This is a genomic window from Acinetobacter sp. CAU_H_29a_1 (genome assembly GCF_058599505.1).
Genome location: NZ_CM178655.1, coordinates 299,292 through 315,034 on the forward strand (window position 1 = coordinate 299,292; position 15,743 = coordinate 315,034).

Below are 15,743 nucleotides of genomic sequence, written 5' to 3' on the forward strand. Positions count from 1 at the left end.
GGCTTTTTGTACCAAATAACTGTGGAGATAGCATGGAGATTTTGAGCTTGATCTGTGGAGGGTGGATATGGGTTATCCTTAAAAGTGCACAAAATAGTCCTTTTAGAGATATCTTTTTATCAGTATAGCCGTAAAACCTCGCCTTCAGGGCATAGGTATCTATGATCCTAGCCAAAATAATGGACAGCACGTCCCTCTAAAGATAACGTAACTTTAATCTTTGGAGATTCAAGAAATGGCTAAACGTTTTAGTCCTGAATTTAAACAGCAAGCGATTGATTATGCACTTTCAAACCCCCACGAACCTATAGCTGCAATCGCCCAGAAATTAGGTGTTGGTTATTCAACATTGGATAAATGGATTCGTGAAGCCAATCCAGTGGGTTCAAGCAAACGCCAACTTTCATCAGAACAACAGCGGATTTTAGAATTAGAGAAAGAAGTCAAACAGCTCAGGGACGCCAATGACATCTTAAAAAAAGCGCATGTGTACTTTCTGACAGATCATGCCAAGAAAAGTACACGGTAATTCAAGATCTGGATGTGAATGAAGTCACTGTATCTTCTGCCTGTAAATGCCTGGGTGTCAGCACTTCAGGCTATTATGCCTGGCGAAAATGCCAGGCCAATCTAGCGCAGAAATATAATGATTTAAAAGCCGTATATTGGCAGCATCATGCACGATTGGGTGCACCTTCATTGGTACATGACATGCATGATTTAGGTTACAGCATGAGCGAACGAACCGTTGGAAGAATGCTTAAAAAGCTTGGTTTACGTAGCAGGATTGCACGTAAATACAAGCATACGACTGATTCAAACCATCGTTTGCCTACAGCGCCTAACTTGTTGGATCGTCAATTTGGCGTTGGTCAATTGAAAGCTACTTCAAGCTTCTAAAACAAGCGGGTCATGATGTTGAATCGTGGCTCCAAACGACCCCTCAAGCAATTTTAAGAAAACTACTTGTTGCGAGTATGGCCTGCGTACTGACATGGCGAATAAAACGCTGTAATGATGAACAAACTACTCGAGTAAGAGCCGTACTAACACGACTATCTGGGCGACAGCAAAAGCGAGGGAAAAGAGAAAGTGCACCATCAATACTTGCTGGACTTTCAATCTTATTAAACACCTTGAAGCTACTGGAAAGTTATTCGGTGGATGAGTTAAAGGAAATGGCTAAAATTGCGTTGGGGTATCCACACGAAGATGTGTAGATACCTATACCTTCAGGGCGGGGATGTAAGGCTGCAATCCGCTAGTCCCCTTGTGGGGATTAGCTAGGATTGCTAATGCGGAGTTTGCTGTTGCTGAATATATTGTTTGATAATCCCAATAGGTGTACCATCACATGATGCAGCGAAATAGCTAGGCGACCACAAAGCATTACCCCATAACTTGCTTCTAATTTCAGGGTGCTTGGTTCGTAAAATACGACTGGAAGCACCTTTTAAACTATTTACCAAGCTAGAAATAGCGACCTTTGGCGGATAATGCACAAGTAGATGGACATGATCATCTTCACCATCAAATTCTGCCAACTCGGCTTCAAAGGTAAGCGTGCGCTGAACCCCATAGCTATTTTTTAACTTGGGTTGGATTTCCAGCGGTGTGGCAGTAATTCTTCTATTTGGGTCACTTTATGGATCGGTAACCTTTTCAGCACATCACTGAGATAGGCATACGGATCCAGCCCATTCAGTTTTGCTGACTGGATCAGGGTCATGATATTGGCCGCTCGTTGACCACTACGCAGCGAACCTGCAAATAGCCAGTTCTTGCGCCCCAACGCCCAGGGACGCATCTGATTCTCAACCCAATTATTATCTATAGGTAAATTGCCATCATCCAGATAGCGGCTTAAGGCTGGCCAACGCTTCAGAGTGTAATTGATGGCCTTGGCGGTGGGAGAACTCGATGCCACTGTCAGATGATGTTGGTTGAGCCATTCATATAGTTGTTGCATCACTGGTTGACTATGCTGTTGTCGGTATTCGCGGCGGTGTTCTGCTGTACCATCCGTCTTTTTCCTGAGTTCTGCTTCTATGGCATACAGTTTCTGAATCAGCACTAATACCTGTTCAGCGACCTGACTTTTTTTGGTCACATGCAGTTCATGCAATTTACGACGTGCATGCGCCATACAGCCCACCTCAATGACCTGGCCTGATTTAAAGCGTGCTTTATAACCACTGTAATCATCACAGACCAGATGCCCCTGCCAGCCTTTCAGGAACTCTTCAGCATGCTGACCTGAACGGCTATCTTGAAAGTCATAGATCACCGCCTGAACTGGATTGTACTGTGTGGTGGCATAGGCCCAGACATAACCTTTCTTCGGTTTTTTCTCATCATCCCCCATCTGCATGATGATGACTGGTGTTTCATCTGCATGAATCACCCGCTGTTGAAGCACAAGCTGTTTTAAGGCATTGGTCAGAGGTTCAAGTTCTACCCCACAGCGTCCAATCCAGTCAGATAAAGTTGATCTAGAAAGCTCGATTCCCGCCCGCTGATAGATCAGACGTTGACGGTACAGCGGTAAATGATCTGCGTATTTCGAGACCAACACATGGCTCAGTAGTTCAGGACTGGCAATACCTTTATCAATCACATAGGCGGGCATCGCTTGCTGAGTCAGGGTGTCACACTGATCACAGACCCATTTGCCACGCACATGCTGTTCCTTATAGAACTGTGCCGGTCTGAAATGTAGTTTTTCACTGATATCTTCGCCGATACGACGCAAGGTGCAGCCACAAGCACATTGGGTTGATGTTGGTTCATGCTCGATACGGATGGTGTGTAGATGATCGGGCAGCAGTCGACGTTTAGGTTTGTTGACTGTGGCTTTGTGTGTCGCTGCATCAGTTTTATCTGCATTCAGCCGTTCCAGTTCCAGATCAACAGCGGCAATATCTTCTTCGACCGCTTCATCCCACAGATGGATTTGTTTTGCGGTGAGATGTTCGTTTTTACTGCCAAATTTGTGCTGTTTAAATAGTGCGAGCTCATGCTCGTATTTTTGCGTGAGAATGGAAAGATGTTGAACTTTAGAATCTAATTGCTGATTGGATACTTCAAGATGCTGAACTTTGGCATCTAATTGCTGGTTTGATTGTGCCAGAGACTGATGTTGCATTGCCAACTGTCTAGTAAATTCCAGCAGTTGTTCATGGGTCAGTTGGCTTAAATCAGGCAGTGTATTCATGACCGCAGTATGCCTGAGGTCATGAGAAGAATGAAATAGAACGTTTGGAGAATAGCAGAATGGACCAAGCTAGTTTAGAGCATTGTGACCAATTGCTGTCGTCCAATGCGCTGCCAAGGCAAACCCTGGATCAGTGCCTGTAACTGTTCTGGACTGAGTGCCAGGGTTTCACCCTGATGAAGCTGAACCCAGTGGAATTTTCCCTGTTCCAGCCGCCGGGCACACAGCCAGATACCCAATCCATCATGTACCAGCAGTTTCATGCGATGGCCACGTTTATTACAGAACAGGTAAGCGCAATGCGGTTTGATGTAGCCAAAGGCTCTCAGCACCTGAGTCATGACAGTATCCATACCTGCACGCATATCCATCGGCTGGGTAGCAAGCCAGATTTCATCAATACGGATCATTGAGTCAAACCCTGGATCAGCACCAGTAATTCAGTTACTGACTCCACCGGCCAGTCGATCTCGATCATCTGACCCCTTACGGAACCTGGTTCCTCATGTAGTGGAATCCTAATATGAGCGACAACTTTCTTCTCTGGTACAGGTGGCGGAGGTGCTTCTTGTCTGACTGGAGTCGGGTGAAGAATGACGGGAAGGAAGTCGGTCTGTGGAATAGATGGGGGTGTTAATGATGGAACCATTGATCTGGACTGACGAATCCATTTATGCAACAGATTCGCATTGACCTGATGTTGCATTGCCACCTTGGCCACTGATGTGTCTGGCTGCTGACATTGCTGAATAAGTTGATGTTTAAATTCAGCCGTGAAGGTTCGACGGGGCTTTTTTAGGGTTGGTGTGCTGTCTATAACTGTCTTTAAATCCATAAATAGGTGTCCACTTAAATTTTAGTGGACACTATCGCGGTATTAATGAGTTAGAAAAAGTGGGGTTCAGCGGACGCTTACCTTCAAAGTCTAAACAAACACGCTCAAACACTTCACGCATTGTTTCAAGCATTGCTTTGGTAAAAACATCTCTACGATATTTAGCGACAAAGACTAAATGAACGTGCATATTAAAAACACAATGACGACCTGTTCTAATCTCTTGACTATTGCTCATAGACCAAATATATTTTAGTAATGAAAACACTTAAATTACGAATAAAAGACAAACATTGCAAGATGCTAGACCAACTAGCAGTAGAGGTGAACTTTGTTTGGAATTATGTCAATGATTTGTGTTTCAAGCACCTACAACGTAAACAACAATTCTTTTCAGCATACGATATTGCTCAATACACGAAAGGCACATCAAAAGAATGTAACTTACATAGCCAAACCATACAGGCAATTGCAGAAGAATTAGTTACACGAAGAAAGCAGTTTAAAAAAGCCAAGCTAAAATGGCGTGTCAGTAACAACAAATCTGCAAGACGCTCATTAGGCTGGATACCTTTTAAGAAAGTAGCCATTAAATACGCCGATGGCTATGTGCAATATGGCAAGCACCAATTCAAACTATGGGACAGCTACGGACTAAGCAAATACAACGTCAAAACAGGCTCATTTGTAGAAGACAGTCGTGGACGTTGGTATGTTTGCCTTGTGGTTGATGATATTCAACAAGTTAAAGCTATAGCTAAAGGCTCAATTGGCATAGACTTGGGTTTGAAAGATTTAGCCACTTGTTCAGATGGTGTGAAACTCGAAGCTCCTAAAATCTATCGCCAATATGAGGAAAAACTTGGCATTGCTCAAAGAGCAAAAAATAAGAAACGTGTCAAAGCGATTCACGCCAAGATTAAAAATATACGCCAAAATATGTTGCATCAATTCAGCCATAAACTGGTGAATGCACATGCAGCAATCTTTGTTGGCAATGTGAATGCTAAAGCATTAGCACAAACTAGATTAGCGAAGTCAGTGTTAGATGCCAGTTGGACAACACTAAGAACCATGCTCAAGTATAAATGCGAGAACGCAGGAGTATGGTATGGAGAAGTCAACGAAGCCTATACGACCCAAACATGTTCGTGCTGTGGCTCACGCTCTAGCAGTCCGAAAGGTAGAGCAGGTCTTGGAATAAGAGAATGGCAGTGTATGGAGTGCGGTACGCTCCATGATCGGGATATAAATTCCGCACTGAATATTCTTGCGCTCGGACATGAGCGTCTCGGAGGAGGAATCCCCGTTCTTTAGGTCTGGGAGGATGTCAACAAGAATATAACCAAGCCTTTGGACAGTATCAGTATTGGAAAAGCAAAGCTGGGCAGGAGGTCAACTTTAAACAGTCTCATGGTGGATCGGGCAAGCAAGCACGTGCCGTTGCAACGGGTCTCCAAGCAGATGTGGTGGCCTTGGCCAATGATATTGATGAAATTGTGAATACTGGACAAATTGATAAAAACTGGCAAAAAGAATTTCTAAATAATTCTGCACCTTATACTTCAACCATTGTTTTTTTAGTGCGTAAAGGTAATCCAAACAAATTAAAGACTGGAATGATTTAACCAAGCTGGGGGTGAGATCATTACCTCAAAACCAAAAACAAGCGATGCGCCGCGTTGGATCTATTTATCTGCTTGGGGGTATGCGTTAAAACAACCTGGAGGTAATGATGCTAAAGCCAAAGAATTGGTGAAAAACTGTATCAAAATGTCAAAGTTCTTGATTCAGGCGCGCGAGGTTCATTGACCACGTTTGCTGAACGGGGCATAGGTGATGTGTTGTTGTCTTGGGAAAATGAAGCTTTACTGGCAACTCAAGGCCTAGGTAAAGACAAATACGATATTGTTTATCCGTCTATTTCGTTTTTAGCGGAGCCGTCAGTTGCGATTGTAGACAAAACCGTGGACAAAAATGGCAATCGAAATTTGGCCAAGGGCTATTTAAACTATCTGTATTCGCCAAAAGGGCAGGAGTTGGCGGCGAAGCATTTCTTCCGTCCACGAAATAAACAAGTGGCGAACAAATACCTTGCGCAATTTCCAAAGCAAAAAACCTTTAATATTAATGATGTCTTTGGAGGGTGGGCCAAAGCGCAGAAAACTCACTTTGTAAATGGTGCGATCTTTGATCAAATTTATACTGAAAAATAAACGTGCTGCGGTTTAATGAGATCACGTTCGGACATAAAAGTGGATATACGCATATCCACTTTTATTATATTTTAAGCATAAAAATGTATATAATAAGAATAAGTAAAGTGTTTGCTATTATTTTAAATAAAAACAATTCATTAAGTCTTAGTGATGTAAAAATAATGTGTATTTAAAAAACAAAAGCGAATTGCGATTTATGATTTTGTTTCATATATTTAGCATAATTCTTGATATTTAATTTAATACGCTATGAAAACGCATTTGAAATCTCTCTGGGCTGCTGCCGTAGTGGCAACAGGTCTGACATTCAGTATGACATCAGCTCAAGCAGCTGACCGTACTATGCTCAATGTCTCCTATGATGCAACACGTGAATTTTACGATGAGTTCAATAAATCCTTTGGTGCTTATTGGTAAAGTCGTACAGGGCAAACGGTTGACTTTAAACAGTCACACGGGGGTTCAGGTAAACAAGCCCGTTCGGTCGTGGATGGTCTAAAAGGGGATGTGGTGACCTTGGCCTTAGCCAATGACATTGAAGAAATTGTCAAATCAGGTCAAATTCAGCCGGGTTGGCAAAAAGAGTTCCCAAATAACTCTGCACCTTATACATCGACCATTGTGTTCATGGTACGCAAAGGCAACCCGAAAAAAATTAAGGACTGGTCTGATTTAACCAAACCGGGTGTACAAATTATTACGCCTAATCCTAAAACAGGTGGTCTACCACGTTGGGTGTATCTGTCTGCTTGGGGTTACGCACTGAAACAACCTGGTGGCAATGAGGCCAAAGCCAAAGAGTTCGTAGGTAAAATGTACCATAACGTGAAAGTCATGGACTCTGCGGCACGGGCGTCTATGACCACCTTTGCAGAACGTCGCATTGGTGATGTGTTATTGACTTGGGAAAATGAAGCCTTAGTGACACAAAAAACTTTAGGTAAAAATCAGTTCGATATTGTTTATCCATCGATCTCGATTTTAACCGAGCCTTCGGTGGCAATCGTGGATAAGACCGTGGCGAAAAATGGCAACAAGTGGTTAGCACAGGGTTATATCAACTATTTATATTCACCACTGGGTCAGGAAATGGCGGCGAAACACTTCTATCGTCCACGTAATGCTGCGGTTTTAGAAAAATATAAAGCGCAATTTCCACCGTTAAAAACCTTCACCATTGATGAAGTGTTTGGTGGTTGGGCCAATGCTCAAAAGACCCACTTTGTGAATGGGGCGACTTTCGACCAAATCTATAATAGCCGTAAATAATCCAGTTAATTATTTCAGCTGCTGCTTACAAAGCCTCCCTTGGGAGGCTTTTTTGATAATGAATGCCGTTTAAAAACGGTTTTGTCTATGAAAAGTAATATTTCCCTACAAAAAGTCGTTTGGAGCTTTGTTAAAACAAGGTAATAATGTGCAGTTACATTTTTCCTTCCGATCATATTGAGTCTTTATGTCGCATATTTCTGTATTACTTCACGAAACTGTTGATGCTTTGGTAGCAGATCGCAATACAGGGATTTTCATTGACGGGACGTTTGGTCGTGGCGGACATACGCGTTTGCTGTTGTCTAAGCTAGATGAAAATGCACGTGTCTATGGTTTTGATAAAGACCCGCAAGCACTGGAAACAGCCGCGATTTTAGAACAAGAAGATCCACGTTTTAAAATTATTCATGCCAGCTTTGCTGACCTTAAACATGAGTTAGAAGTACGCGGCATTGGCTTGGTCGATGGGGTTATGGCCGATCTGGGCGTGTCTTCACCGCAGCTTGATCAGGCGGAGCGTGGTTTTAGTTTTATGAAAGATGGACCACTGGATATGCGTATGGACAATTCAAAAGGTCCAACCGCAGCGCAGTGGTTGGTTAATATTGAGGAAGAGGCGTTAGCCAATATTATTTTTCAATATGGTGAAGAGCGTTATAGCCGTCGTATTGCCAAAGCGATTAAAGCGGCCGGATTGATTGAAACCACAGCGCAGTTGGCTGAAATTGTGAAAGTAGCGCACCCGAAATGGGAAAAAAATAAACATGCCGCAACACGAACTTTCCAAGCAATTCGTATTGCCATTAATAAAGAATTAGAAGATATTGAAGTTTTCCTACCGCAAGCGGTAGAAGTATTAAAACCGAATGGTCGCTTGGCTGTGATTAGCTTCCATTCCTTAGAAGATCGATTAATTAAACAATTTATTCAAAAAGAGTCGACACTTGAGGAAGATATGGGTTGGGGTATGCCACAACAACGACCAGATACGCGTCGTTTAAAGAAAGTATCACGTGTGAAAGCAAGTGATGCAGAGGTTAAAGCTAATCCACGTTCACGTAGTGCATGGCTTAGAGTTGCAGAGCGCTTAGCACTTAAAGGCGAATAATGAAAACTGAAGTCGTTGAAAAAATTCCAACAAAGTTAAAGTTTAAGAAGTTGATTGCCTATGTCATTTTATTGGTGCTGGTGTTTATCAGTGCCATGATGGTGGTGTTCCAAGTGTTTGAATACCGTCATGACTATCGCGAAATGAGCTCTTTTATGCGCGAGCGTGATGACTTAAATGCAGAGTGGGGCCGTTTGCTGATTGAACAGCAAACTTTTGGCGCAACTGCACAAATTGGAACGCGCGCGGTGACGCAACTGCGGATGTATTCACCACCTGCGGCGCAAACCGTAGTGATTTCTTTACCCACGACTTCAGAAGACAAAAAATAAGGCCGCTGTAACATGGTAGAAAAGCGTAAACCCACTCGTAAAAAACAGCAAGCGGTGACTGAAAAATCGGCTCTACAGGTTGAAATGTGGCGCTTTTATCTCATGTGGGCGGTGGTTTTAGCCTGCTTTATTGCTTTGGTTGGACGTGCTTTTTACGTACAAGTCATTAATACCGAATTTTTGCAAAATAAAGCCAATGCCAATATTTTAAGAACTGAAAAAATTAAGGCCATGCGCGGTGTGATTTATGACCGTCATGGTGTGCCTTTGGCGATCAGTACGCCGATTATGAAAGTGGTGATTGACCCACGTGATTATTTTGATAATAAAAAACTATTTGATGAAATTACCGCTGAATTAGCCAAAGATCCACACAATCGTAAATTGAAGCGTCAATTACCAGACAAAAATCTAAATCTGGATGAACTGGCTGATGCCGTGGGCATGGATCGTGCGGAACTGAAGCGGAAACTCAATGAACGTCCGCGTTCGCGCTACTTGGTTTTGAAAAAAGAAGTGCCACCTCAGCAAGCCGAACTGATTGCAAAACGTGAGTTCCAAGGTGTGTATACCGAAAAGAACTACAAACGTTACTATCCGCAGCCACAACCGAATGCGCAAATTATTGGTTTGACCAACAGTGAAGGTTCGGGCATTGAAGGTTTAGAAATGCAGCTGAATCAACGCTTGTCGGGTATTGATGGTGAGCAGCAAATTGTTCGAGATAAAAAGGGCAATCGTTTTAAAGATGCCGAGGTGGTTAAAGAAGTTGAGCCGGGCGAAAATATTACGCTCAGTATTGATTCGCGCCTTCAGTACATTATGTACCGTGAACTGACCGCTGCGGGTGTAGCCAATAATGCTCGTTCTGCCACAGCAATTGCGGTCGATGTGAAAACGGGTGAAATTTTAGCGATGGCGTCGTGGCCGTCGTATAACCCGAACGATAAAAACAGTTTGTCCAATAAAGACGCCATGCGTAACCGTGGTGCGGTTGACTCTTTCGAACCGGGTTCAACCATGAAGCCTTTGACCATTTCAATGGCCTTGGAAAGCGGCAAATACATGCCGAATACTGTGGTTAATACCACTCCGGGTTCGATGCGAGTCGGCAACCACACCATTCGAGATACACATAACTATGGTCCACTGACTTTGGGTGGAATTATTCAAAAATCGTCTAACGTGGGTGTGGCTAAAATTGCTTTGTCTCTCCCTTATGCAACTTTACCGACTTTTTATAAACGTCTCGGTTTTGGTCAGCGTTCAGCTGTTAAATTCCCGGGTGAAAGTGGTGGTTTAATTCTTCCACCAAGTAAATGGAATGTATCGGAAGTGGCGACCATGGCGTATGGCTATGGCTTAAATGCGACTGTGCTGCAAATGGTGGATGCTTATGCCATGTTGGCTAACAAAGGTGTGAAAATGCCTTTGAGTTTGTATAAGTTAGATGCGCCTCCCCGTGGTGAACAAATGATTGATCCAAAAATTGCGGATCAAGTTTTGTTGATGATGGAAACGGCAACCTTACCGGGTGGTACCGCGACTCGTGCAACCATTCCGGGTTACCGTGTAGGTGGTAAAACAGGAACCGCGCATAAGTTACGTGCTGACCGTAAAGGCTACTCAACCAATGAATATCGTGCACTTTTTGCCGGTGTTGCACCAGTCAGCGACCCGCGTTTAGCGATGGTGGTTGTGGTCGAAAACCCGCAAGGGACCTACTATGGTGGTACGGTGTCTGCGCCTGTATTTGCCCGTGTTATGCAAGAATCCTTACGTTTAATGAACGTGCCTTTAGATAAACCTTTAGATGCTCCTGTAATCAAGAGATAGGTGATGAATGTCCATTACATTTCAACAACTCTACACCGCTAACTTAAGCGCTGAATGGATGGCACAGCCATTTCAAGGTTTTGTTCTTGATAGTCGTAAAGTACAGGCAGGGCAAATTTTTATTGCGCTGACATCACTTTCACAACCTGAGAAAACAGAGCAGTTTGCGCAAATAGCCTTGGACAAAGGGGCTTTAGCAGTGGTGAGTGAAACTGAGCTTGCACTTGCAAACAGTATTGTGGTGCCGAATGTGCGTCACTTGATGGGAGGCTGGCAAAAGCAATTTTTGTTGGCCACTAGCCAAGTACAGCCTGCTCGTATTTTAGCGGTGACAGGAACCAATGGTAAAACCACCATTTCTCGTTTAGTCGCAGAACTGTTGATGCTACAAGGCAAATCATGTGCGGTAATGGGCACGACAGGTAATGGCATTTTGCCCAATTTAGAAGCATCGTCGCATACCACCTTGGATGCGCTGCATCTACAAAATGCACTACATAGCTATGCCAAGCAAGGTGCTGAATTTGCATCGATTGAAGCCTCTTCACATGGTTTGGAACAAGGCCGTTTAGCGGGCAGTGAAATTGAAATTGCTGCATATAGCAACTTAAGTCGCGACCATTTGGACTACCATGGCACGCTTGAGGTCTATGCCGAAGCTAAATCTCGCTTATTTCAATTTCCATCATTGAAAGTTGCAGTCATCAATCTGGATGATGAGCATGCTGGAGTCATGATTCAAGCGGCACAAAATAATCCAGCCCAACCGAAAATTTTAACTTATTCAACCACGCAGCCTGCAGACTATCTGGTAAAGAATATTCAATATAGCCTGACGGGTGCAAACTTTAGCTTGTGTACGGCACAGGCCGAATATCAGGTACAGAACCCATTATTGGGTCATTTTAATATTGAAAATTTGGTCGCCAGTTTAATTATGGTTGAACAAGCGGGTTTTGATTTAGCCGATGTGGTTGCTACAACAGCACAGCTCAAGGGTGCGCCAGGTCGTATGCAAGTGATTCGTGATGATGCGCGTTTGTTTGTGGTTGATTATGCGCATACGCCTGATGCTCTGGTGCAAGTCTTAAGTACGTTGAAGCGCCATGTGGAACAGCAACTCTGGGCAGTATTTGGCTGTGGTGGAGACCGCGACCGTGGCAAACGGCCACTCATGACCCAAGCAGCATTAAACGGAGCAGATGTGGTGTTGTTGACTTCAGATAACCCACGTACAGAAAATCCTGAGCAAATTTTTGCCGATATGAAAGCGGGGATTGATTTCTCAAACCGTGTGGTTCATGAAATCCATGATCGTCGTGAAGCGATTAAATTTGCCGTTCAACAGGCCCAAGCGGGTGATATTGTCGTGATTGCAGGCAAAGGTCATGAAAACTATCAAGAAATAGAGGGTGTTCGGCATTGGTTTGACGATGTCGTCGAAGTGCAATCCGCGATTGATACACAGCACCACACTACTGATTCTGCTTATCCTGCACACTAAGGAAGTCGTATGCATACCTCAACAACAAGCACAGTGCCTTTAGTGTCATGGACCGCCGCACAGTTGCTCGAAGCTACCCAAGGTTATTGGCTAAATGATCAAGCGCCAAATACTGAAATTAAACGCATTTTGACGGATTCACGTGATGCAGAAGCAGGAGATGCTTTCTTAGCACTCAAAGGCGAACGTTTTGATGCACATGCTTTTATTACGCAAGTTGCTGAACAAGGTTGCCAAGTGGCCATTGTGAGTCAGCCTATAGATGCAGAGGTTTGTCAGTTGGTGGTGCCCGATACACGTTTGGCATTGGGACAACTGGGGGCTTATCGCCGTGCACAAAACCCACAGCTAAAAGTGATTGCGCTGACGGGTAGTAGTGGTAAAACCACCACCAAAGAAATGTTAGGCAGTATTTTGTCACGTATAGCACCAACGTTGGTGACCCGTGGCAATCTGAATAATGACTTGGGTGTGCCAGTCATGTTATTGGAATTACATCCAGAGCATCAATATGCAGTGATGGAGTTGGGTGCAAGCCATCAAGGTGAAATTGACTATACTTCGAATTTGGTCCAGCCCTTGGTTGCAGGCATTATCAATATTGGTACAGCACACTTGGGTGAGTTTGGTGGACGCGATGGCATCTGCCGTGCTAAGTCTGAGATTTATGCGCATATTGCTCCAAATGGCACATCAATTGTTCCTGCAGCCGATGATTTTGCCGATAGCATTCGCCAAGCAGTGCAAACTGAACAGGTGCTCAGCTTTGGTGCGGGTGGTGAAATCTTTGCCACTGAGATTGAGTTACAGGCACAATCTGCAACGTTTAAGCTAAATACCCCGCAAGGCGTGCGTCAGGTGAATTTACCATTTGCTGGGGAGCATAATGTTCAAAATGCAACTGCTGCGGCAGCTTTTGCTTTAGCGATTGGTATTAGCTTGGATGATATTGTGCTTGGCCTTGAGCAAGCGGTCGGTGCAAAAGGGCGTTTGAACTTTATTCAACAAGGCCGTCATTTGTTGATTGATGATACCTACAATGCCAACCCAACCTCTATGCGTGCCGCTGCTGAAGTGCTTGCACAGCAAGAGGGGGTTCGAGTGATGGTGATGGGTGATATCGGTGAGCTAGGTAGCTCTGCTGCACAGCAGCACTATATGCTGGGGCGCGATTTGGTCTCAGTGAAAGGGCTGAACTTCGTGGTGGCTGTCGGTGAATTTGCACCTGCGGCACAAGAAGGTGCACGCAGCACCCAATATGGCAAAAAAATGCAGGCTTTTTTAACTCAAGAGCAGGCTTTGCCGTTCTTACTCAGTTTAATTGAAACACATCAACCCCAGTCTATGAGTTTCCTGTTTAAAGGTTCTCGTTATACCCATATGGAAACGTTGATGGCTGATTTGATGGAGAAACTCTAAATGTTGTTATGGTTGTTTGAACAACTGGCGGGCTACCATAGTTCGTTTCAGGTGGTTCGTTATTTAACATTGCGTTCTTTGCTCAGTGTTTTAACCGCACTGACCATTGGTCTAGTGCTCGGTCCTGTGATGATTCGCAAGTTGCAAGCACTCAAATATGGTCAAGCCGTGAGTTCATATGCTCCTGAAAATCATGCCAAAAAAATGGGCACACCAACCATGGGTGGTGTGTTGATCTTACTCTCAATTGGTATCTCCACACTGTTGTGGGCAGATTTATCCAACCCTTATGTATGGATTGTCTTGGCAGTGATGGTGATTTTTGGTGCAGTGGGTTGGGCCGATGACTGGATCAAGATTCGCTATAAAGACAATGCAGGCTTACCTGCCCGTAAAAAGTTCTTTTGGACGTCGCTTGCATCATTGGGCGCAGGTATTGCGCTATATGTAATTGCGCAACAACAGAGCAATCCTGTGCATACCGCAAATATGCTGGATCTGCTGATTCCATTTTTTAAAGATTTAAGTATTCCTTTGTCGGTGATTCCGTTGGGTATTGGTTTTATCATTTTCACCTATTTGGTAATTAATGGTGCATCAAATGCCGTGAACCTGACCGATGGTTTGGACGGTTTAGCGATTATGCCTGTAGTGCTTGTTGCAGCGGGTTTAGGTGTATTTGCATATTTGGCTGGTGATGTCCGTTTTGCCAATTATTTACATATTCCTTATGTGCGCTTTGCTTCTGAGTTGGTGGTGATTTGTGCAGCCATGATTGGCGCGGGTCTAGCCTTCCTCTGGTTTAATGCACACCCTGCACAGGTTTTTATGGGCGATGTGGGCGCATTATCATTGGGTGCAATGCTCGGTACAATTGCGGTCATGGTTCGTCAGGAAATTGTCTTTGCCATTATGGCTGGTGTGTTTTTGGTCGAAGCGATTTCAGTCTTCTTGCAAATTGGTTCCCTCAGAATGCGCAATAAACGGGTATTCCTGATGGCACCATTACACCACCATTATGAGAAAAAAGGCTGGCGTGAAACCCAAGTGGTGATTCGTTTTTGGATTATCACAATTATGCTGGTAGTTTTAGGTCTAATGACCTTAAAATTGCGTTAAGCAAAAGTATGAAAAGAGTCGGTATTTGCCGGCTTTTTTTATGCCTGAGGTAAGGTCTTGGAGAAAATAATGAATCTGCTCATGTGTCCTGTGTGTCGTGAGGCTTTAACTTTAAACGAAAGAACATGGCGCTGTGCGAATTCACATAGTTATGATGTGGCGAAACAAGGCTACGTCAATTTGCATGTCGTTCAACACAAGCACAGCAAAAATCCGGGGGATACGCGTGAGTCGGTACAAGCCCGCCGTGCCTTCTTAAGTGCAGGTCATTACGCGCCTTTACAGCAAGCAGTGATCAATAAGGTACGTGAGTTACGTATTGAAAATTTACTCGATATTGGTTGTGGTGAAGGCTATTACACCGATGCAATGCAGTCGGAGGTACTGCAATGTGTCGGTGTAGATATTGCAAAAAATGCAGTGCAAGTGGCTGCGAAAATCAATAAAAATATCACGTGGGTAGTGGGTACAGGAGCAACTTTACCCGTGTTGGATCAATCGATTGATTTATGTAGTAGTTTGTTTAGCCCGATTCCAATACAAGAGATTTTAAGGGTACTCAAACCGCAAGGATATTTGTTGGTGGTGACGCCTGCGCCTCAGCATTTATATGCCATGCGTGAGGCTTTGTTCGAAGAGGTGAAGCCGCATGAACCGAGCAAATTTGTAGAGCAGTTGAGTGATGCGTTTGATTTGGTGAGTGATGATGTTGTTGATGCTGATCTTAAGCTTAATCAGCAGGACTTAAAAAACCTGATTGCCATGACACCTTATGCCTATAAGGCGAAACAAGAGCGCCGTGAAGCTTTAGAGGCTCAAACAGCTTTTGAACTACAGGCACAGTATCAAATTTTACTGTTTCAGAAAAAAGCATAAGTATAAAAA

At 43.9% G+C, this 15,743-nt stretch carries 12 protein-coding genes and 5 pseudogenes; 12 read left to right on the plus strand and 5 right to left on the minus strand.

Annotated elements, in window-relative coordinates; all coding sequences use genetic code 11:
* Positions 1-235: 235 nt before the first annotated feature.
* Both AC4MDD_RS01410 and AC4MDD_RS01415 read left to right on the plus strand, forming a co-directional pair.
* Positions 236-876: pseudogene (locus AC4MDD_RS01410) on the plus strand (transposase); the annotation flags it as partial.
* 101 nt (positions 877-977) lie between these two features.
* A complete protein-coding gene (locus tag AC4MDD_RS01415; RefSeq protein ID WP_039890574.1) occupies positions 978-1,220 on the plus strand; it encodes a hypothetical protein in 243 nt (80 codons plus the stop codon).
* Positions 1,221-1,292: 72 nt separating this feature from the next.
* On the opposite strand, the pseudogene tnpA (AC4MDD_RS01420) reads toward AC4MDD_RS01415, so the two are convergent.
* The 5 genes and pseudogenes from tnpA (AC4MDD_RS01420) to AC4MDD_RS01440 all read right to left on the minus strand — a co-directional run.
* Positions 1,293-1,556, minus strand: a pseudogene (gene tnpA, locus AC4MDD_RS01420) (IS200/IS605 family transposase); the annotation flags it as partial.
* 32 nt (positions 1,557-1,588) lie between these two features.
* Entirely contained in the window at positions 1,589-3,214 is a 1,626-nt protein-coding gene (tnpC, locus tag AC4MDD_RS01425) for an IS66 family transposase (RefSeq protein ID WP_491882216.1), read from the minus strand.
* Between the two features lie 74 nt (positions 3,215-3,288).
* On the minus strand, positions 3,289-3,585 hold the full coding sequence (gene tnpB / locus AC4MDD_RS01430) for an IS66 family insertion sequence element accessory protein TnpB (RefSeq protein ID WP_491882217.1): 297 nt from the start codon (positions 3,583-3,585) through the stop codon (positions 3,289-3,291).
* A gap of 35 nt (positions 3,586-3,620) precedes the next feature.
* Positions 3,621-4,049 carry an IS66-like element accessory protein TnpA gene (gene tnpA / locus AC4MDD_RS01435; protein ID WP_005401365.1) on the minus strand — a complete coding sequence of 143 codons (429 nt, stop codon included), beginning with the start codon at positions 4,047-4,049 and terminating at the stop codon, positions 3,621-3,623.
* A 76-nt stretch (positions 4,050-4,125) separates the two neighbouring features.
* Positions 4,126-4,287: pseudogene (locus AC4MDD_RS01440) on the minus strand (transposase); the annotation flags it as partial.
* A gap of 20 nt (positions 4,288-4,307) precedes the next feature.
* Here AC4MDD_RS01440 and AC4MDD_RS01445 point away from each other — a divergent pair.
* From AC4MDD_RS01445 to AC4MDD_RS01490, 10 genes and pseudogenes are all read left to right on the plus strand, one after another.
* The gene (locus AC4MDD_RS01445) at positions 4,308-5,366 is read left to right on the plus strand and encodes an RNA-guided endonuclease InsQ/TnpB family protein (protein ID WP_005401363.1); all 1,059 of its coding nucleotides are present in this window, start codon (positions 4,308-4,310) and stop codon (positions 5,364-5,366) included.
* A 2-nt stretch (positions 5,367-5,368) separates the two neighbouring features.
* Positions 5,369-6,265 (plus strand): annotated as a pseudogene (locus tag AC4MDD_RS01450) (sulfate ABC transporter substrate-binding protein).
* Positions 6,266-6,517: 252 nt separating this feature from the next.
* Positions 6,518-7,537 (plus strand): annotated as a pseudogene (locus tag AC4MDD_RS01455) (sulfate ABC transporter substrate-binding protein).
* 187 nt (positions 7,538-7,724) lie between these two features.
* Positions 7,725-8,648, plus strand: coding sequence for a 16S rRNA (cytosine(1402)-N(4))-methyltransferase RsmH (gene rsmH, locus AC4MDD_RS01460; protein ID WP_004978100.1), 924 nt, complete (start codon positions 7,725-7,727; stop codon positions 8,646-8,648).
* Positions 8,648-8,980: a cell division protein FtsL gene (gene ftsL, locus AC4MDD_RS01465; RefSeq protein WP_004691506.1), complete on the plus strand. Its 333-nt coding sequence runs from the start codon at positions 8,648-8,650 to the stop codon at positions 8,978-8,980. The genes rsmH and ftsL overlap by 1 nt, the downstream gene beginning before the upstream one ends.
* Positions 8,981-8,992: 12 nt before the next feature.
* Positions 8,993-10,816, plus strand: coding sequence for a penicillin-binding protein PBP3 (gene ftsI / locus AC4MDD_RS01470; RefSeq protein WP_010327652.1), 1,824 nt, complete (start codon positions 8,993-8,995; stop codon positions 10,814-10,816).
* Positions 10,817-10,823: 7 nt separating this feature from the next.
* Complete coding sequence (locus AC4MDD_RS01475) at positions 10,824-12,320, plus strand: UDP-N-acetylmuramoyl-L-alanyl-D-glutamate--2,6-diaminopimelate ligase (RefSeq protein ID WP_005401359.1); 1,497 nt, start codon at positions 10,824-10,826, stop codon at positions 12,318-12,320.
* 9 nt (positions 12,321-12,329) lie between these two features.
* The gene (locus tag AC4MDD_RS01480) at positions 12,330-13,739 is read left to right on the plus strand and encodes a UDP-N-acetylmuramoyl-tripeptide--D-alanyl-D-alanine ligase (RefSeq protein ID WP_005401358.1); all 1,410 of its coding nucleotides are present in this window, start codon (positions 12,330-12,332) and stop codon (positions 13,737-13,739) included.
* A complete protein-coding gene (gene mraY, locus AC4MDD_RS01485) occupies positions 13,740-14,858 on the plus strand; it encodes a phospho-N-acetylmuramoyl-pentapeptide-transferase (RefSeq protein ID WP_004691502.1) in 1,119 nt (372 codons plus the stop codon).
* Between the two features lie 69 nt (positions 14,859-14,927).
* Positions 14,928-15,734: a putative RNA methyltransferase gene (locus AC4MDD_RS01490; protein ID WP_039890567.1), complete on the plus strand. Its 807-nt coding sequence runs from the start codon at positions 14,928-14,930 to the stop codon at positions 15,732-15,734.
* Positions 15,735-15,743 lie beyond the last annotated feature (9 nt).